This window comes from Sphingomonas sp. GW821-FHT10F09, from assembly GCF_058809195.1.
This window is the reverse complement of the sequence record NZ_JBXASI010000002.1, coordinates 94491-111029: the sequence shown is the minus strand read 5'-3', so window position 1 is coordinate 111029 and position 16539 is coordinate 94491. Positions and strand designations below refer to the sequence as shown.

25 protein-coding genes are annotated in these 16539 nt (G+C 61.8%); 13 read left to right on the top strand and 12 right to left on the bottom strand.

Translation table 11 applies throughout. From position 1 onward, the window contains the following. Window positions 1-37 precede the first annotated feature (37 nt). The 3 genes from AC1RTO_RS08555 to AC1RTO_RS08545 form a co-directional block, all read right to left on the bottom strand. The gene (locus tag AC1RTO_RS08555) at window positions 38-1642 is read right to left on the bottom strand and encodes a methyl-accepting chemotaxis protein (RefSeq protein ID WP_493160455.1); all 1605 of its coding nucleotides are present in this window, start codon (window positions 1640-1642) and stop codon (window positions 38-40) included. Then, entirely contained in the window at window positions 1639-1989 is a 351-nt protein-coding gene (locus tag AC1RTO_RS08550; RefSeq protein WP_493160454.1) for a hypothetical protein, read from the bottom strand. Before AC1RTO_RS08550 ends, AC1RTO_RS08555 begins: the two co-directional genes overlap by 4 nt. 80 nt (window positions 1990-2069) lie before the next feature. Next, the gene (locus tag AC1RTO_RS08545) at window positions 2070-2714 is read right to left on the bottom strand and encodes a hypothetical protein (RefSeq protein ID WP_493160453.1); all 645 of its coding nucleotides are present in this window, start codon (window positions 2712-2714) and stop codon (window positions 2070-2072) included. Between the two features lie 119 nt (window positions 2715-2833). Between AC1RTO_RS08545 and AC1RTO_RS08540 the strand changes: the two genes are divergently transcribed. Both AC1RTO_RS08540 and AC1RTO_RS08535 read left to right on the top strand, forming a co-directional pair. Beyond that, window positions 2834-3088 (top strand): hypothetical protein, encoded by a 255-nt coding sequence (locus AC1RTO_RS08540; protein WP_493160452.1) that lies wholly within the window; start codon window positions 2834-2836, stop codon window positions 3086-3088. A gap of 159 nt (window positions 3089-3247) precedes the next feature. After that, window positions 3248-3388: a hypothetical protein gene (locus tag AC1RTO_RS08535; RefSeq protein ID WP_493160451.1), complete on the top strand. Its 141-nt coding sequence runs from the start codon at window positions 3248-3250 to the stop codon at window positions 3386-3388. 265 nt (window positions 3389-3653) lie between these two features. Here AC1RTO_RS08535 and AC1RTO_RS08530 read toward each other — a convergent pair whose 3' ends face one another. Genes AC1RTO_RS08530 through AC1RTO_RS08515 form a run of 4 tightly spaced genes read right to left on the bottom strand, consistent with a single transcriptional unit; the run spans window position 3654 to window position 7412 of the window. Next, on the bottom strand, window positions 3654-4514 hold the full coding sequence (locus AC1RTO_RS08530; protein ID WP_493160450.1) for a hypothetical protein: 861 nt from the start codon (window positions 4512-4514) through the stop codon (window positions 3654-3656). After that, window positions 4514-5941, bottom strand: coding sequence for a replicative DNA helicase (locus tag AC1RTO_RS08525; protein ID WP_493160449.1), 1428 nt, complete (start codon window positions 5939-5941; stop codon window positions 4514-4516). Before AC1RTO_RS08525 ends, AC1RTO_RS08530 begins: the two co-directional genes overlap by 1 nt. Continuing rightward, a complete protein-coding gene (locus AC1RTO_RS08520) occupies window positions 5938-6945 on the bottom strand; it encodes a DUF7146 domain-containing protein (RefSeq protein ID WP_493160448.1) in 1008 nt (335 codons plus the stop codon). The genes AC1RTO_RS08525 and AC1RTO_RS08520 overlap by 4 nt, the downstream gene beginning before the upstream one ends. Beyond that, window positions 6942-7412 (bottom strand): hypothetical protein, encoded by a 471-nt coding sequence (locus tag AC1RTO_RS08515; protein WP_493160447.1) that lies wholly within the window; start codon window positions 7410-7412, stop codon window positions 6942-6944. Before AC1RTO_RS08515 ends, AC1RTO_RS08520 begins: the two co-directional genes overlap by 4 nt. Before the next feature lie 62 nt (window positions 7413-7474). On the opposite strand from AC1RTO_RS08515, the gene AC1RTO_RS08510 reads away from it, so the two are divergent. From AC1RTO_RS08510 to AC1RTO_RS08495, 4 genes are all read left to right on the top strand, one after another. Continuing rightward, window positions 7475-7663 (top strand): hypothetical protein, encoded by a 189-nt coding sequence (locus tag AC1RTO_RS08510; RefSeq protein ID WP_493160446.1) that lies wholly within the window; start codon window positions 7475-7477, stop codon window positions 7661-7663. Between the two features lie 279 nt (window positions 7664-7942). Beyond that, on the top strand, window positions 7943-8155 hold the full coding sequence (locus AC1RTO_RS08505) for a hypothetical protein (protein WP_493160445.1): 213 nt from the start codon (window positions 7943-7945) through the stop codon (window positions 8153-8155). A gap of 356 nt (window positions 8156-8511) precedes the next feature. Then, a complete protein-coding gene (locus AC1RTO_RS08500) occupies window positions 8512-9261 on the top strand; it encodes a helix-turn-helix domain-containing protein (RefSeq protein WP_493160444.1) in 750 nt (249 codons plus the stop codon). A gap of 186 nt (window positions 9262-9447) precedes the next feature. Next, on the top strand, window positions 9448-10935 hold the full coding sequence (locus AC1RTO_RS08495; RefSeq protein ID WP_493160443.1) for a hypothetical protein: 1488 nt from the start codon (window positions 9448-9450) through the stop codon (window positions 10933-10935). Between the two features lie 23 nt (window positions 10936-10958). Here AC1RTO_RS08495 and AC1RTO_RS08490 read toward each other — a convergent pair whose 3' ends face one another. Together AC1RTO_RS08490 and AC1RTO_RS08485 are read right to left on the bottom strand one after the other, a co-directional pair. Beyond that, entirely contained in the window at window positions 10959-11180 is a 222-nt protein-coding gene (locus AC1RTO_RS08490) for a hypothetical protein (protein WP_493160442.1), read from the bottom strand. A 3-nt stretch (window positions 11181-11183) separates the two neighbouring features. Continuing rightward, a complete protein-coding gene (locus AC1RTO_RS08485) occupies window positions 11184-11408 on the bottom strand; it encodes a hypothetical protein (protein WP_493160441.1) in 225 nt (74 codons plus the stop codon). A 68-nt stretch (window positions 11409-11476) separates the two neighbouring features. On the opposite strand from AC1RTO_RS08485, the gene AC1RTO_RS08480 reads away from it, so the two are divergent. From AC1RTO_RS08480 to AC1RTO_RS08465, 4 genes are all read left to right on the top strand, one after another. Beyond that, complete coding sequence (locus AC1RTO_RS08480; protein ID WP_493160440.1) at window positions 11477-11980, top strand: hypothetical protein; 504 nt, start codon at window positions 11477-11479, stop codon at window positions 11978-11980. Continuing rightward, window positions 11977-12477 carry a hypothetical protein gene (locus AC1RTO_RS08475; protein WP_493160439.1) on the top strand — a complete coding sequence of 167 codons (501 nt, stop codon included), beginning with the start codon at window positions 11977-11979 and terminating at the stop codon, window positions 12475-12477. Before AC1RTO_RS08480 ends, AC1RTO_RS08475 begins: the two co-directional genes overlap by 4 nt. After that, a complete protein-coding gene (locus tag AC1RTO_RS08470) occupies window positions 12474-12686 on the top strand; it encodes a hypothetical protein (RefSeq protein WP_493160438.1) in 213 nt (70 codons plus the stop codon). Before AC1RTO_RS08475 ends, AC1RTO_RS08470 begins: the two co-directional genes overlap by 4 nt. 277 nt (window positions 12687-12963) lie before the next feature. Continuing rightward, window positions 12964-13167, top strand: a complete 204-nt coding sequence (locus AC1RTO_RS08465; RefSeq protein WP_493160437.1) for a helix-turn-helix transcriptional regulator — start codon at window positions 12964-12966, stop codon at window positions 13165-13167. A gap of 328 nt (window positions 13168-13495) precedes the next feature. Here AC1RTO_RS08465 and AC1RTO_RS08460 read toward each other — a convergent pair whose 3' ends face one another. The 3 genes from AC1RTO_RS08460 to AC1RTO_RS08450 all read right to left on the bottom strand — a co-directional run bounded on the left by AC1RTO_RS08460 (window position 13496) and on the right by AC1RTO_RS08450 (window position 14298). Beyond that, window positions 13496-13696: a hypothetical protein gene (locus AC1RTO_RS08460; RefSeq protein WP_493160436.1), complete on the bottom strand. Its 201-nt coding sequence runs from the start codon at window positions 13694-13696 to the stop codon at window positions 13496-13498. 35 nt (window positions 13697-13731) lie between these two features. Further along, window positions 13732-13983, bottom strand: a complete 252-nt coding sequence (locus AC1RTO_RS08455; RefSeq protein WP_493160435.1) for a hypothetical protein — start codon at window positions 13981-13983, stop codon at window positions 13732-13734. Between the two features lie 108 nt (window positions 13984-14091). After that, window positions 14092-14298 (bottom strand): hypothetical protein, encoded by a 207-nt coding sequence (locus AC1RTO_RS08450; RefSeq protein WP_493160434.1) that lies wholly within the window; start codon window positions 14296-14298, stop codon window positions 14092-14094. Window positions 14299-14436: 138 nt separating this feature from the next. On the opposite strand from AC1RTO_RS08450, the gene AC1RTO_RS08445 reads away from it, so the two are divergent. Genes AC1RTO_RS08445 through AC1RTO_RS08435 form a run of 3 tightly spaced genes read left to right on the top strand, consistent with a single transcriptional unit; the run spans window position 14437 to window position 16479 of the window. Further along, the gene (locus AC1RTO_RS08445; protein ID WP_493160433.1) at window positions 14437-15270 is read left to right on the top strand and encodes a hypothetical protein; all 834 of its coding nucleotides are present in this window, start codon (window positions 14437-14439) and stop codon (window positions 15268-15270) included. Next, window positions 15254-15706: a hypothetical protein gene (locus AC1RTO_RS08440; protein WP_493160432.1), complete on the top strand. Its 453-nt coding sequence runs from the start codon at window positions 15254-15256 to the stop codon at window positions 15704-15706. Before AC1RTO_RS08445 ends, AC1RTO_RS08440 begins: the two co-directional genes overlap by 17 nt. Further along, window positions 15703-16479: an HNH endonuclease gene (locus AC1RTO_RS08435; protein ID WP_493160431.1), complete on the top strand. Its 777-nt coding sequence runs from the start codon at window positions 15703-15705 to the stop codon at window positions 16477-16479. Before AC1RTO_RS08440 ends, AC1RTO_RS08435 begins: the two co-directional genes overlap by 4 nt. Window positions 16480-16539: the final 60 nt, after the last annotated feature.

Below are 16539 nucleotides of genomic sequence, written 5' to 3'. Positions count from 1 at the left end.
CCGACCCTGTTGCCAAGGGGTCACCTGTTGCTCGACGTCACCGACGAACTGGGGCAGCGCGCAGCGCCGCAACAAACTTGTCCGACGATGCCCGCAATTCCCTCGCCCCGGCAAACAAAGCGCCGGTGTTTGCTCTGACTTCAGACGATAGATTGACCGCTGAAGCCATATGCTCTGCAAGATCGGTCATCCGGGATTGAATGTCGCGTCCCCGCTCAGCTGCCAGCCCGGCGCTCTCCTGAATCTTCTCTGCAATCTGACGCTGCCCTTCGACATCCTGGGCAATGACCTCGGCCGCGCTAGCGACCTGGTCCAGCACCAGGCCCGCTGACCTGACGTCCGCTGAGGTATCTACGACGGACTCCCGAATGTCGGAGAGGATTTCGATGATCCGGCCGCTCGCCTTATTGGTTTCGCCCGACAAGCTTTTGATCTCGGTAGCGACGACGCTGAACCCCCTGCCCGCCTCACCAGCGCGTGCGGCCTCAATCGTGGCATTCAGCGCCAGCAGATTGGTCTTGGCGGAGATGGCACGGATTTGGTCAATGAACCCCTCGATCTGATCTGCGCCATACACGAGACGAGCGATCGTCTCTGCGGTTCGTTGCCCCTTCTGGCGGCCGTCCGCCGTTAGTTGATGCTGCTGCTCTGCCCCGGCAGCGATAGACCCTATCGATGCGCCCAGTTTTGCGAGAGCCTGTGCGACAAGGCTTATTTCCGAGGTGGCATCGGTCGTGTTGGCGCTGACGTCGCTCGCCTGGTCTTCGACGTCACTCGCCAAGGTCTCAAGCTTGCAGGACATGGTTTCCAGCTGCCCGGCCGCCTCCTCTAGGGTGATCACGATCGCTGCGATGTGCCCGTCGAATTCTGTCGCCAACTGCGCCAGCTCCGCCTGACGCATTCGACCATGACGCTCCTCGGCCGCCGTCGTCTGCCGGCGTGCCTCCTCGACGAGAGCTGCCGATCGTTGGGCATGCTCAAGTGCGACCGTTGCGCGTTCGCGTTCGATCTCTGCTTCCCGAGTCAAGGCGGCGCTCGATCTCACTGCCGCAGCTTGTTGATGGAACAGGCTGGTGAGCCACGTCGTGAGTGCAGCGAGCACACCGAACTGCAGTATCACCGCAACCGCATGGAAGATGACGCGGCCCAGATTGTTCTCCCCGTTGAAGACCCAGTCCGGCGACGCCCATTCCAGCACGAGATGATGCACTGCGATCAACCCGGATGCGACCGCGATCGGGCGCCAGTCACAAAGGACAGCGAGGGAGGCCAGCGCCACGAAGAAGTACATGTGCGCGTCCATCTGCCAGCTGTGTCCGCGCAAAGCGAATACCAGCAGCGCAGGCATGGCTGCGGCCAGCGTGCCGACAATGACTCTGGCGAACGCATCGTGCCGGCGAGTCAGAGCCATTCTGGTCGGAAGGAGCAAGGCGATGACGCCGACCGGCAAAACCGGCATCAGCGATACGCCGGTGACCAGACACGCGATTGCTATCCCGATCAGCGCTGCCCAATTGAACAGGACGAGGAACTCGATCCCACGCTGACGAAGCTCGGTAAGGCTGCTCGCCGTTTGCAGGGCGTGGCGACGAAGCCATCTCAACGAGAAAGCCTTTGACGGATCGACGGCTAGCGCGCTCACGCGGCAACCCCGTTGCCAAGGGAGGACGAGCCGCAAAACACCGCCGGTACGCCAATGACCAGCGTACCCTGCCCCAACATCGGTCGCATCATGTGCCAACCGTCTCCGCTGACGATCACTCCCCCAACCGAAGGGACCGCTTCGATAAGGCGAGCTTCATGAGCCAATGCCAAATTCACCGTGGTGGCCAGCGTCCCACTAATCGGGATCAGGAGAACATCGCCTCCCTTACCAGGCATGGCCATCAAGGCCGCAATGCCGATCACCACGAGCGTTAGCTGAAGGCATAGTTCAGCGCTTCCGTTACGCCCGTTACGATGATTGATCCGATTCCGGTCCTTTTCCATCCGGCATCGGCTACGCTGCATTGGTTAACAGCTTATTTGGCCATGGCCGCGTGTGCGGAAGCGTACATTCTGACCTGATATCAAGCCGCTCGCTCGATCTGGAGTTCAAGAAGCCACGCCTCAATCGTGACACTGATTGAGCCGCCCAGGTTGACCACGACAGTCTTGCCCACGCCCCGTTCGACGAAACCCGTCATGCCGGCAAAAGCAGGCTGCAGAACCCGGACTTGGTCGCCGGGCGCATACGAGGGAGCCGAAGCCCTCAGATTTGCGCGCTTCCGTTGGCGTTCGGATCGCTCGGCTAAACGCTGTTCGCGATCCTTCACGGCCTGATGAGCCGCCGCCGCACGATCCTCCTCATCTCTAAGCGTGGCCATCTGGGCATCGGTGATCAGCGGCACGCGCCCGGCATGGGACAGCACCGAAAATTGAACCAGGGCGGACCCGGGCCGCATCGCCAAGCGCCGCAGGTCATCGAGCCGATCGGAACGCAGAAACACGAATGTCGGTAGGATAGCGGCCTGCAGTTCCACCATCGCCTTGCTGCGGGGACGCCGACGCCGAATGGTCAATTGCGGCGTCCAAGCGTCGAAACCGGCAGCGTTGAGTGATGCCGCCAACGGTAGCGTACGGGCACCTGCAGTCCGCAAAATGCACCAGCGAGCAGTAGCGCAACCCTGACCCGATCCTTGAAGCCCGGCCATCGCATGATCCTTGTTTTTCATCGTGATTGGGTATCAGCCAGCCTTGCGGGTGAGGCCGTCGCGCGGTTGGTCAGGAACGTTGTCGTGTCGGCTGCGTAATGCTCTCCGCGCTTCGATCCCGGAGCGCGAAAGGACATTTCATGAAAATCAGCACGATTCTCGCAGCGATCGGAATGATCACCGCGACCGTCGGTGGCGCCAGCGCTGCCGATGCGCAGCGACGCGACCATGACCGTGACCGCGGTCGTTACGAGCAGCGGGACCATCGTGATGACCGGGGCCGTCGTGGCTACCAGAACGCCCGTCACGACCGTGGCCGCCACTACGGCCGTGACCGCAACCAGCGCTGCCGCACCGTGATCCGCCACCAGCGCCGTGTTCGCGTCTGCCGCTAACCTTGCCGTGGGGAGGTGCGGCCACGCCGCCCTCCCCTCGATCCCTGCCACGCCACGCGCTGGCAGCTGAAACCTGAGACGATTGATCCCACTCCCCTGATCCCCGCTTACGATCTGGTCACACCTGCCCGGTACGACTCGATGGGAGGGAGAAGGTTCATGACCGTCTACATCGTGCTGGGCGCGTTCATCGCCGCCAACCTGGCCGTTATCGCCGGAGTGCTGATGACCCAACGGGGCATGACAGACCTCCGCGCCATGAACCGCGAGGGCGAGCGGAGACGACAACCTCGCGCTTGAACTGCCGCGGAGCGTATTGCCTGGCACCGTGATACCGATCGGACGACGGCTCGTGATTTGCCGAATGCCGGCTGCATCGCACCGCACGAAAAAGCCGGTCGTGCGCGATCGAGTGACCGCGACACGACCGTAGTTTGCGTCAGCGATGTGGCATGGGAGCGAGGGACGCCCTTGCCGCAACGTCGACGCGGGACCTATACGCTTAGTGTGTTGTTGCTGCAATACACCATGGCACGGCCAGTCGCTTGATTTCGGGCCGCTGAGGCTACGCAACGGCAGCCTCTCCAAGCCGAGCAGTCGCCGGTGGGCCGGGGATCGCCATTCTCCGATAGCGCTCTGCCGTCGCCCGGCTGACGGCGCGGGCTTCGTCCTCGATGCTGGCAGCCGACGCGATCCTCGCCTCGATCCACGACACGGGCTCAGCCTTGCCCTCAGCGCTGACCAGCGCCTCCCGCACCCACGGCTCGCCCTTCGCCTTCCGCCATCTGGCGATCAGCCCCCTGGCCTGCTTGTCCGACGAGCCCGCCTTGACCAGCAGGGCGACGCCAGCGTCGAACAGGACCTTGCTCGGATCTTCCAAAATCGGCGGCGAAGCGCCCGTAGCGTTAGCTACGGAACTTCTTCTCCCTCCTCCATCCTCCATCTGGCGGCACTTTTCCCCACCAGTGGGGAACTGGTTCCCCACCAGTTCCCCACTCGCGACACCTGAAGAGGGGGGCGGTGGGGAGCCGGGCGGCGTTGAAGCGGGTGTCGGTTCCGAACCGTCGCGCGTTGAACGAGCCTCGGTACCGACATAGTCCCGAACCGTTTCCGTCTGGGGGTAGGTCGAGTTCGGCTTTTTGGGCCGCTGATACTGGCAGAAATTACGCACGGCGCCGTAGCGCTTGCCGCCAATCTCATAGCTCATGATGCAGTCGGCGGCCTCGAGCTCGGCCAGCAGCTCACCAGCATCGATGTTGTCTGCCGGCAGCAGCCGCATCTTCAGCTTCAGCGGCGACCATTCGAACGAGCCCATGTCGTCGCATTCGGTCCAGATGCCCATGAAAAGGAGGCGGGCGTAGGGCGTCAGGCCGACGAAAGCCTCGTCCGTCCAGAGGCCGGGATGAATCGATCGTATGCGAGCCATTATCGCGCCTCCGGATTGCTGTAGAACTCGGCCCCGCGGACCGCTGAATTGGCGCCGAAGAACCAGCCGACAGCCTTGCCCGTGGGGCCGCTGCGACGCTTCGGGACGAGAAACTCGATCTTGTTGCGCACCGCTTCCATGTCGGTGCGCCACGCCTCGTACTTGCCGCCGAACTGGTCTTCCGGCTCGTTGCGGCGCAGGTATTCCTCCTCGCGGTAGACGAAGAGAATGACGTCGGCGTCCTGCTCGATCTGCCCGCTGTCGCGCAGATCGGATGGCATCGGCCGCTTGTCCGGACGCTTCTCCACGTCGCGGCTGAGCTGCGCTACCGCCATCACCGTCAGTCCTTCCGCCTTGGCGAACTGCTTCAGGCCGGTGCTGACCTCGCTGGCATGCTCATAGGGCGACATGCCCTTGCGGCTGTGTGCCATCAGCTGGAGGTAATCGACGACGACCAGCTCCAGCTTCTCGCCCTTGGCGGCAAGGCGACGCTTGTGCGTGCGCGCCTGGCGGATGAGCTTCGACAGCGTCAGCCCCGATGTCTCGTTGATCTCGAGCGGCAGGGCGTCGAAGCGCTGCTTGGCGTTGACGACCGCCGTCAGATCATGGCGGCGGACATTGCCATCGCGGATGTCTTCGTACGGCACCCCGCCCTGCGTCGTGAACGTCATGTCGGCGAGCATGCGACGCGTCAGTTCGTCGGCGCTCATCTCCAGCGAGAAGATGAGCACGCCGTGACCGCGCGACGCGGCGCCGATCGAATAGGAGGTGACGAGACTGGTCTTGCCCATGCCGGGACGACCACCGACGACGATCAGGTTCGATGGCCGCAGCACACCGATCGTGCTGTCCAGCGAGGCTATCATGCCGCAGCGGACGCCGATCACCGGCTGGCCGAAACTGTCGATTACAGCTTGGGCATAGATGCCGACGGGCGCCTGCGAAGTGACGACCTGATCCGCAAGCTCGGCCACGGCCTCGTCGGCATTGGCGAGCAGTTCCTCGCGCGCGACGCTGAGATCGCGGGCCGAGTGAACGACATCCTGTAGCCCTGCCACCATCCGCCGCCGGCTGGACAGCATCGTCAGCTGGTCGAAGTAGGCCTTGGTGCGCGCACGCGGGCCGGCGTTGAGCGATGCAGCCGACAGCACCGAGAAGACGCGCGGCCATTCCGGGTCATCGCGGAAGTGCGGCGTCAGGGTGACGGCATCGACGTTGGCGCCCGCTGCGGTCTGATCCAGCATCTGGTCGAACACGCGGCCGTGCAGCGGTACGGAGAAGTCGCGGCCGCGCAGGCGATCGGCAACCTGATCGATCAGCCGGTTGTCGTTGATGAGGTCGCCGAGCAGGCCGATCTCGGCCTCGACGTTCTGCAGCGCCGGTCCCTGTTCGGCCGCAGCGAATTGCTCCTGGAATGACCCGCTCATGCGCGAATGCCCCGCAGCTGGTCGTTCCAGTCCTTGAAGCCGTCGGCGGGCCACATCGTGCGCGTGGCAAAACCGCGCTCGGCCAGATCATCTTCGGCCTGCTCGACCGCGGCTCGGCCGGCTTTGTCGTTTTGCCCGGCGATGACGATCGATACGATGCGCGGGGGATAGTCGATGAATGGCATCATCGCGGTGCCGAGCGTCACCCACACCTCTGCCCCCAGCTCCTGCGCGAGGCTGAGGCCGTCCTCCGGTCCTTCGGTGAGGATCAGCTCGTGGCCATAGCTGTCTGCATCCGAATTGATGCGAAGCGCCCCGCCCTTCACGCGGCCAAGGCTGCGCTTGGGCTTCTCCATCCGCGCCTTGCTCCGGCCGCCGTCGGCGAGAAACACGCGCTGCAGGCCGATCAGCTGGTCATCGCCGTCGACGACTGCGCCCAGCAGAGCTGGCAGATCAGGACCGCATTGACCGGTGTCGTCGTCATACCATGCCGGCGTCCTGGCGAAGCGGATCGTGTGCGGGATCGGCATGACGATACCGCGGCGGCGCAGGTATACCTCCGCCGGGGTACCGGGTGCCGGCCGGGCGCGCTCCCATACGTCGCGAGCACGATCGATGGCGCGCTGGCGATCAGCATCGTCTTCTGCCGCTGCCCTCGCGCGCTGGGCCGGATCGACACCGGGCAGGCTGGCGGCCCCGAGCCAGCGTAGCGCGTCCATGAAGCCGATGTTCTCGGTCTTCATGACGTAGCTGACGATGTCGCCCGACGCGCTGCAGCCGAAGCAATGATACGTGCCCTTGGCGTCGTTCAGCTGCATCGAGGGCGTACGTTCGCTGTGGAAGGCGCACAGCGCCCTCTTTTCGTTCTTGCCGGCGCGGGTGACCTTGCGGGTCCGCGCCACCACGTCGCTGATATTGTAGCGCTGCTTCGCCTCGTCGACGGCGCGACGGAAAGCGGCGTCCCGTTCGGCACGGGCGACGCGATCGATCGGACGGTGGCTCATTGGCCCCTACCCTTCTCGGCCGCGATCATCTCCAGCCAGACGCAGGTCAGCGTGTGGACGCGGCGGATCAGGGCCTCGTGTGGCAGCAGTTCCTGTGGCTCGGTCAGGCGATCAGCTTCGATGGCGATCACCGCCGGCAGCAGGTTGGCGAGGGTCAGCGCTGCGCTTTCATCGCCAGTGCAATATGCACCGGCCTCAGCCCACCGTCCGCCCACGAGCGCCAGCAGCGGATCCGCGAACCGCCCGCCCCACTCCCGGCAGCCCGCAAGGAAGGTCGGCAGATCGAGAGGCGACGCCGTATTGGCGTACGCTGCAGCCCGATCGTCAGACTTGCCGAGCACCCGACCCATGTCCGCCCAGGTCGCGCTGTCGTCCGTCTTGATGCTGGTGAGGATGGCGTTCTGCGCATCGACCGCGGCAGACGCGGAGAACGTACGACGGCGTCCGTGGATGTACGGTGCGTTCATGCGGCAATCCCCGCGGCATGGTGAAGGACAGGAAAGCGCGCGCGCAGTCGCGGATCACGGTGATGGCGCTGGCCAACATGACCGCGGCGATCGTCGACGCGATGCGAGACGCGGACGTGCCGAACCATGTGGTTCACACTTTCCTCGACGCGTTTGATCGGCTGAACGGCATCGTACTCAGCGGTCCCGCCGCAATCATGCTGGACGAGATCGTCGAGATCATCCGCGCGACGGTGCCGGACAATGACTGACGGTGGGGTGATCGCGCCTTTAGCGGGAGGGAACGCGACCACCCCTGTACCCGCCCCACGAAGGGAGTTGCGGAAGAGCCTCGGCACCGGGGAGATGCGAGCCGACGGGCACGAAGGATCTTCTGCAGCCTGCGCTGTTCGCGCGCCAACGCGGAATGCAGGACAGTCTGATCGGCTGCACCGATCAGCGTCGCTGTCCGCACACACGGGCATTGGGGTAGGCTGGCGCGTCGGGCGGCTGCTAAGGTCGTCAGAACGTGTACTGACGAGAGGCTTTCGATGCTCGACCCTGACATGCCCCTGCGCGCCGCCGCCGGCAGTGACACCGCCGTTGCGTTCGCGCTGTTCGAGCACATCGCTGCAAAGGACCCCGGCTCCGTGGCAACCAAGGACGACGCTATCGCCGTCTTCCGCGAATGCATGGAGGCCGTCGGGCACCGGGCGGAGGGCGCTAGTCATGAGCCGCGGCCGATTCGGTTGGGAGCAGATTAACTTCTTTCGGTGTGATCGGTCGCCCAAGTTGTCGCAGATACACTTCAGCCTCCGCTGGAATCACTGCGTCGGGCCAATGTTTACGCTGTTCAAAGTAGCGAAGGATCCTCTCATAGTTTCGCACCGAACAGGTCTGCCCCTTCTTCAGCGACGTAAAAAATGAGCCTCGGTTCACAACGATTGTTGCTACCCGCGACAGTGACTTCCCCTTGCCGAACGCGACCGCCGCGTACGTGTCAGCGATCGCCAGTAGGGTTTGCTCCATGATCATAATCACGTCGTACGGCATCGGATGCCGCACATCAACGGCATTTATGCCGCATGATATTTACCGCTAGATCGGGCAGTGAGGACACATGACAGACAGACCCACCATCGAGATCCTAGCGAACCGCATTGGTGAGCGTCTTGAGGCGTTGGGCCTCACTGAACGGCAGGCATCGATACTGGCCACAGGCCAACCAGATGCCATCCGGTACATACGCACGCGCAAATCTATGCCGTCGACCGAAAGGCTCTTCAAAATTGCAAAGGTCTTGCAGGTAGACCCGTCCTACCTTTGGGGAAACACAGACGAAAATGACTGGGAAGGTGTCAAAGACGCGCTCGACATAGCGACGGCTATGGCACCTGACGCCTTTAAGGACTTGTCCTTTGTTGATGATGAGGACAAGACCACGCCCTGTCTAAAGAGTGCACGTGGAAGCCATCGCCTTTTCCCCACCCTAGATTCGGCCAGTAACGTAAAAGTAGATTTGACGACAACCACATCGGACATTGTTCACCTGCTACTGGTGCCACCCCCTCTGCAGAACCGGAACGTCATAGGTTACCAAGTAGTAGGTGAGGCAATGGCGCCACTCTACAACGATGCGGATTTCGTTCTTGTCGAAACTGACCGGCACCCATCTGTGAAGGAGGTAGCCTTGGTTGACCTCGGCCCATCCCGAGAAGGACGAGATTCTTTCCTAGCGATTGTGCTAGGCAGAACAAAGCACGCCATCAGCTTCCGGCAGCTTTCTACCGACATCGCCTTTCAAGTGCCCGCGAAAGCGATTCGGGACCTACATCGCGTCATTCCCTACGGTGAACTCGTAACGATCTAAAATGCGGCATAAATGCCGTTGCAGATTGACGCGGTATAAATGCCGCACTAAAGATCCTGCATCAGCCGATCGCCCCCGGGCCGTGAAACTGATCGCAGGCCGGTAAAGCACGCTCTCCTCGGAAGCCTCTGCCGCACTCCTGCGCTGCAAAGCGTGAGTTTCTGCAGACCTTTCAGGAGACAGCACATGGCCAGTCAGCCGACCTTTGCCCCTTATACGCCTGCTCAGGCGCCGATTCCGTTGCCGGCGCGCGAGCTCTACAAAGGCTTCGCACCCAAGCCGAACATCCGCATCGCCTACATCGCTGGTGATGCCGCGACCGCCATTCACCGCGGCATGGCGTCTTTCACCGAAGCCAAGCGCGAGAGCACGCTAGAAGAGCTAGCGATCGCCGGGCTCACTGATGAGTTGATCGCCGCCGGCCGGGAGCTGCTGTCGCCCGCGATGTACGCTGCATTCCTCCGCTGGGGTGAGGCGGCGTCGCACCTGAGCACGCGCTATGAAACGGATAGAGACGGCAACGCACGTTGCGATGCGTTTTTCGAAGCCTGTGCGGCGATCAATGACGTCGCTGCCACGAACATCCATGATCTGGCTCTTAAAACCCACCTCATCAGTACCGAGCTTAGCGGTTGCCCGGACTTCTACTCGATGCGCCGGATCGCCTTTAATGGCAGGACACTGCTTCCTATGGTCCGCTCCGTCGGGGATGACACCTGCACCCTGTCGCCGATGCTGGCCGTTCTGGACAACCTCGCTGATCTCGCCTGGGATCAATCGCCAGCCGATCTACTTGCCCTCGCCCCCTCGATCGGCACCCTCATCACCAGTGCGTTCAGCGCAGCCCGCGGCGAACCCGACCTCGCCATTCCGGCACCTGCCCCACTCCCCGCAGTGCTGGAGGGCTACAGCCCGTACATGCGGGGACCGCTCGTCGCATGGCGAAAGGCATATGCGCTATATGAGGCCGCCGCGGCTGAACTGTCGACGTATGAGCGCACCGTCTACAAGCCGACCGCCCGTCAGTATACCGAGCTAAGGGGTGACATCGCGCAGCCGCTGACGCCCGAGCTCGAGGCGCGGCTTGATACCATCCCGATGGACGAGGTTCAGGATCGGTTCGACGAACTGGTCATGGCGGAGCATGAGGCGTGCGAACGCTTGTGGGCGGTGCCCGCACCGAGCATGGCCGAATTGGCGACCAAGCTCAAGATCTTCCATAAAGCCGAAGGCTGGGATCTGAGTTGCGCACGTTCGGTGATCGATCGGATCACCACCGACGCCCGCCGGTTCGGTCGGCACGGCGCTTTCCTACAAACCGACGAACCGCTGCTCGCCGCTTACGCCGGCTGCCGGACCGAAATGGAGGGTGCGCAGGCCACCTCCGAACTTAGTGACGATGAGGAGGACGCCTACTGGCAGCGTCTTGGCAATCATGAGCAGGTGCTGGTGAAGACGTCAGCAACCACGATTGAAGGCGCGATCGCCAAGCTGAGGGTCGCCTTCAGCCGGAACAACTCGGACGCCTGGTCCGACCACGCCATCCTGGACCCCAGCTCTCCTGCATTCCGCCAGGGATTGCACAACAGTGATATGTTCAAACGGATGGCGTGGGGCGCGATCGAAGACCTCGCTCGTATCGGCGGGATCAGCCTTGCGGAGCATGGCGCATGATCAGCATGCACCCCGCCCCCCGGTCATTCCGGCACGACCCAGTTCCGTTCGTCTGCGGCCTCCTCGGCTACCGTTGCCAGATGCCGGACGTAATTCTGGAAGATCGGCACAGTGAAGGTGACGATCACCGGATCGGCGTTCGGCTCCTTGAAGGTCAAGACGACGAACCGAGTCCCGGTTTCATCGATCATGAGCCCGGTTTCCATCGCACCGGGTCCGCTGGGGCTTATGACAACTTCGGCCATCGATCAGCTCGGGTGGGCTTCGCTCTCAGCGACGGCGGCGTCTCGGACTGGCAAGGTCGCATCGGCTACGGCCGCAGCAGGTACGCCGCCGGTGGTGCCTTCGGCTTCGTCGGCCAGGCGCATCTGCTCGTACGCGACCTCGAGATCGGCCGGCCCCGATCCGGTCGGCTGCATCGGAAGGTCGTTGTAGCTCTCGGGTTCCTGGGTCGGATCGTTCACGTCGGCCATGTCGCTCTCCTGAGGGTGTTCGAGCAGGCACAACGTCCGACACTGACTTCCGCCCAATGGAGGCTCGCATGATCGGCATGTTTGACCGCGACTGGCGTACGTCACTCCCGCTGTCCAAAATCGAGCGGATCGTCGACGCAGGAACCGAAACGGATGGGAGCGCCAAGCGCCGCCTGTACATCGAGGGCGAGGAATGCGGGTTCGATTTGAGCGGCTATGCGTATGAGCGGATCGCGTCGACGCCGATGCAGCTCGTTCCTGCGAACCCGGGCATTGAAGCCTTGATGGTCGATGCCACCGAAGGCGAGCCCTACGTGAACCGGTCACCTGTCATCGCATGGGCGAGGTGCTTCGATGGTTCAGTCCGCATCGTCACCCCAGCCGGCGTCGACGATGGCCACATGTGGAAAGAGGGCCAAGGCTACATTCTGATGCCCGACGGCTCGGTGCACTCCGTCGGCGAGTATCTCGACGTCGTCCGCTTCGACAACCTCGACGCCTACATCGCATACGAGGTCGATCAACATCGCGTGCGTGCCGAAGCACGGACGCTCACGGAGCAGCAGGCATGAACGGTCTATTTGAAGCGGCCGATCAAGTCGGCGGCTATACGACGGGCCAGTTCCCGCTCGCGGACATCCAGTCGATTAGCGTGTGCGCCCCGCGCAAGGGTGTGCCGGGTGAATGGTGGGTGGTGCGTCGGCGAGGCGATCTTGACAGCGTCTATCTGTCGGAAACGATGTGGCAGGCTCTTATGCGGCGCCCCGTGCAGATCATGCCGATCGATCCAACTTACTCGATCGTTCGGTTCGGCTGCGATGGCGACGGTGCTTGGACGACGAGCGAGCAAATCCTCGCGTGGGCGCTTTGCTACGACGGCGAGATGCGGCCTGTCACTCGCGATGGCGTAGATGCGGGCCTGCCGTTCTGGGACCCCGTGTACATACGCATGCCGGATGGGACACTCGATGCCGGTCCACACTGCGATCGGATCGATACTCTTGACGAGGCAATGGCTTTGGCTCGTCGGGAGTGGGAAGGCAAGCAAGCGTCGGAGGCACAGGCATGACCTGCTCGTCCTGCGTCCACTTCAGTGCCCGCGCCGCGTCCGACGCCACGATCGAGCCGGTAAAGCGCGACCTGAGCACCATCGGTGTCTGCCGCCGCTACCCCCCACAGATGGCAAAGCGCGGGGATGCATTTCTCGTGTCCGCCTTCCCCAACGTCCACCGCGAAAACGACTGCGGTGAGTTTCAGGATCGGATGCCGCTATGTTGATGGGCTGTGTCGGCCGGAACTGTGGCTCATGCGCCTGGTGGGAGCGGCAGGGTCCGCAACTGTCGAAGGCTACGCGGGATCCGTCGGCTGCGGCGGACACCGGGACATGCCAGGTGCATGCGCCCGTCGTCGTGCAAGGCGACAGCCCCTTCCCGGTCTCCATGTTCCCGGTGACGCACGAAACGCGAAGCTGCGGTGAGTGGCAGGGCATCGGAAGCAACGGGCCTGACGGTGGGAAAACCGTTGTGCCGTTCCCGGGTGTGACGAGGATTGCGGCATGACGGGCGAGCAACGCAACCGCCTCGTCCGGCTGCCGGAGGTGAAGGATCGCACCGGTCTGTCGCGTACGTCGATCTATCGAAAGATGGACGCTGGCGAGTTTCCTTTGGCGATCAAGCTCAGCACGAACGCGGTGGCTTGGCGGGAGACCGAATTGGAGCGGTGGATCGCAGCGCCAACGGATTGGCAGGCGGCCGCATGACCTCGCGGCAATTAAAGGCGTTGCGCCGCCGACAAGCGAGAGAGGCCGTCGACCAATGCGCGTACTGGCTTCACCAACACGAGGTGGCCGCAATGGCGGCCGATCAAGCAGGACTGTTGAACGAAGCCATATTCCACGCGGGGAAGGCTACATACTGGCGACTGCGCAGCGCCACCGTCGCGGATCCGCAGTTCCACGCGCCGAAAAGAAGGCGCGGCGCTAATCAAGGAGCTCCGAACGTCACCCGGGGATGATGGAAGATAATCCTGTCTTCCCGACGCGAATCTCAACCCGTTCGTGCTCTCCGCTATCGACAATTTCCTCGGCGTTAGTTCGCATTTCGTCTGGCGAATAGCAGCTGTCCGGCTTCCTCTTTTGTGGCCGCACAGATTGCGGGCGCTGCCATGCTCCATTCGTCGGCATACCACTGGCCAGCGTCCTGCCAGACGTTCCCGATAGACTCGCCCGCCATCACGACATCAAACATCTCAGTCACGCCGTCTACGCGCAGAAATACCAAGTCGCTCATAGCGGACCAATAGCGGACCAAAAATTACGGTATCATTACCTAGGCTTCGCCGTCGGCGCCTCGCCTAGCATAAAGAAAGTGCGCGGGCCGGCGCGGTCGCGCTCACCGAGCGCGGCATATTGCGCCGCCATATCCAAATGCGATCGTTGCTTCTCCTTAGACGTTGAGCCTGCCGCCGCGTCGAGTTCCGCCAATACCAATTTATCGTAATCGACAACGCCTGCTTGCACCCGAGATTCCTTCAATCGTGCCAGCCTGAATGGCCGGAACGAGAGGTACGAAACCATGATTTAAAAGATGCAGCATTGCTTACGTTTAGCGATGAAGGGAATCGTTGGTCAGCCGGTCAAACAAAGACATAGCCCCTTTGCGCCGAACGACGCCACGCATCCGGATCAAACGGGCACTGCAGCTTTTGAGCCAGTCCAACGCGCCAGTCTGGCAAGCTCGCCCGCGGTGAAGGGGTCGCCAGCATCCCCGCACGAATACGATGCAGCCGCGAGTGACCGGCCGATTGCCTCGACGAGATCGCCGCCCTCCGCTTGGGCTTCAGCGAGCCCATTGATGATCGCCTTCAACGCCTCTTCGGTGCCGCGGTCCATGTCATTTCCTGTCAATAGTTTCGGTATCGCGCCGCCATCGCACGCGTCTCTAAGACAGCAGATGAACCAGGCCCTCCAATTGCGGCAGGTCGAGCAATGGTGGCGCCATAGCGCCCTGCGCTTCACTTTCGATGCAGGATGAGCAAATCGGCGCGGTTAACCTTGTCGCTTCTCGCGTCCTCAAGGCAAATGATGTACGCGATGAGACAACGCGAGCAGGAGAAGCATGTGAGCTGGTGTGACAGTCTAGCGTCGACGCCCATCATAGGCGTTCGATACGAACCGTCGTTCCGCCCCTCTGAAGAGTATCTGGCAGCCATGTCGCCAGTGCTCAACCGCGAGCTCGATAAGGATCGCCCGGCATTCTCTGTCGAATCGATGGACCCGTTTCAGTTGGTATTCAACACCGAGTCAGGGTTCAGGTACACCTTCGATCAAAGCAACGTCTCTGTTGCCTTCAACCACAGGATACGAGCAAAGGCAGCAAGCGCTGGCCCGCCCACTATGGAGTTGATCTCACAGGCCGAGCCGTTCACCGAACTACTTGAGACGGTAACTAATCGGTTGCTTGAGGCGGTCGATATCCTATCTGGTGTGTCGCCAAGACGGGTGAAGCGTATCGGGATCGTCTCCCTGACGCAGGTCGTTCTAGAGGACGCCCCCCCTGGCATTGTAGACTTGTTCGATCAAGTTGCTCGGCCACTTGGAGGAGGAGCCGAGACATTTAATATTTCTATGACGACGCGTCTGAAGGAAGACGCAAAGACCATCGAAAAGTGCACTCATACGCTGACGTTGCCGGAACCGCCTGAAACGCTTGTGACGCTGCAATTGGATTGGCAGCGCACCTTTTTGAAAACCTTCGGCTCAAACAAGTCGGCGGTGGCTGACGCTCTCAGTAGTGGAAAGCGTGAGGCGCTCGCCTATTTCGAAAGGGTGGCTGAGGGAGGTTTGTATGATCGGGGCGACTAACACCGCCAACATCGCTCCGCTTGGGAGCGATCTAAGCATCGATTCTCAGCGGGCGGGCGCCAGCCTTGGGGGCACCGCTGGTGACAGCGTTGCATTCCTCAAGCCATTCCGTGGGGGCGATGGCAGTCTGAACGCGATAGCCGCGAGGCGGGCGGGGCGTTTGAACGCGGCCAGTGTGAAGGAGAGAGAAGTGGAGAGCCTTCTCACCGAACGGCAGTCGCTGATCAAAAAAAAGTTCGCTGGCGGTCTGAGCAGAGGTGAAGATCGTCGTCTCGCGCTGGTGCGGTGGAATTTAGACAGAATCCAAGATGCTAGGCATGGCGAAACGTTGGACGCCTTAGAGGCTGCCGTCTCTCTGTATGAGAGCATCGGAAACGACATAGCTCACCTTATGCGCGAACTCGAGGTTCATGCGCCGAAGGGGCGGCGTCGGTGAGTTTGGGAACGGGCAGCCATGGCGCAGTAGCTGCCAACGACGATGTTCGCCCAACACCGCTGGTTGTTCGCTCGATAGTTCAGGAAGGTTTGCCCTACTCAAGCTATCGTCAGTCCCTACGAAGAGATTTCATTTATTCCTGCGGCTATTGCTCGCTCTCCGAGTATGAAGCGCAAGGATTGTCTTTTCAGATTGACCACTATGAGCCTCAATCTGCTCGGCCCGATCTTGAAGATACATATGTAAATTTAATGTACGCTTGCGACGAATGTAATCGGTTAAAGACCGACCTAACGCCGCCTCCCGATGCGTTCGCCAACGGCTATCGTTTTTATCGTCCCGATGCCGACATCTGGGATGAGCACTTTACTGCCAGTGGCCACCGTATCGACCCTACCTCGAATGTGGGCGAATTCTCCGTCGAGGCTTTGGATTTGAACCGACAATCGCTCCGTCGGCTGCGTGACATAAGGACGCGCCTCAGCGATTGTAGCGAGCAAATAGCGAAGGGTGTCTTAGGCCTACGACGCTTTAAGTTAGACCAACTACCCGTCAGCATCCGCGGCCGAGCATTACAAGCGATCAATCGCGTAGCGAACGGCGCCGACGAGATGGCGAACAACGTTGATGCGGTACTAGAAGCCGCTGCCCAATCGCCACTTCTCGATCCAGATCCGGAGAAGGCCGAGCGGAGGGCGGACTGGCAGAAAAACTTCAGAGCTGTGCAAGGGTTATATCCCGGCGTTTGGCGCGGGCGTCAGGCAAAGGGTTAATGCCCGCCGCGTCATCATTTGACCGGCCTATCGACTGACTAAGGTGCGCCGCTGATGGAG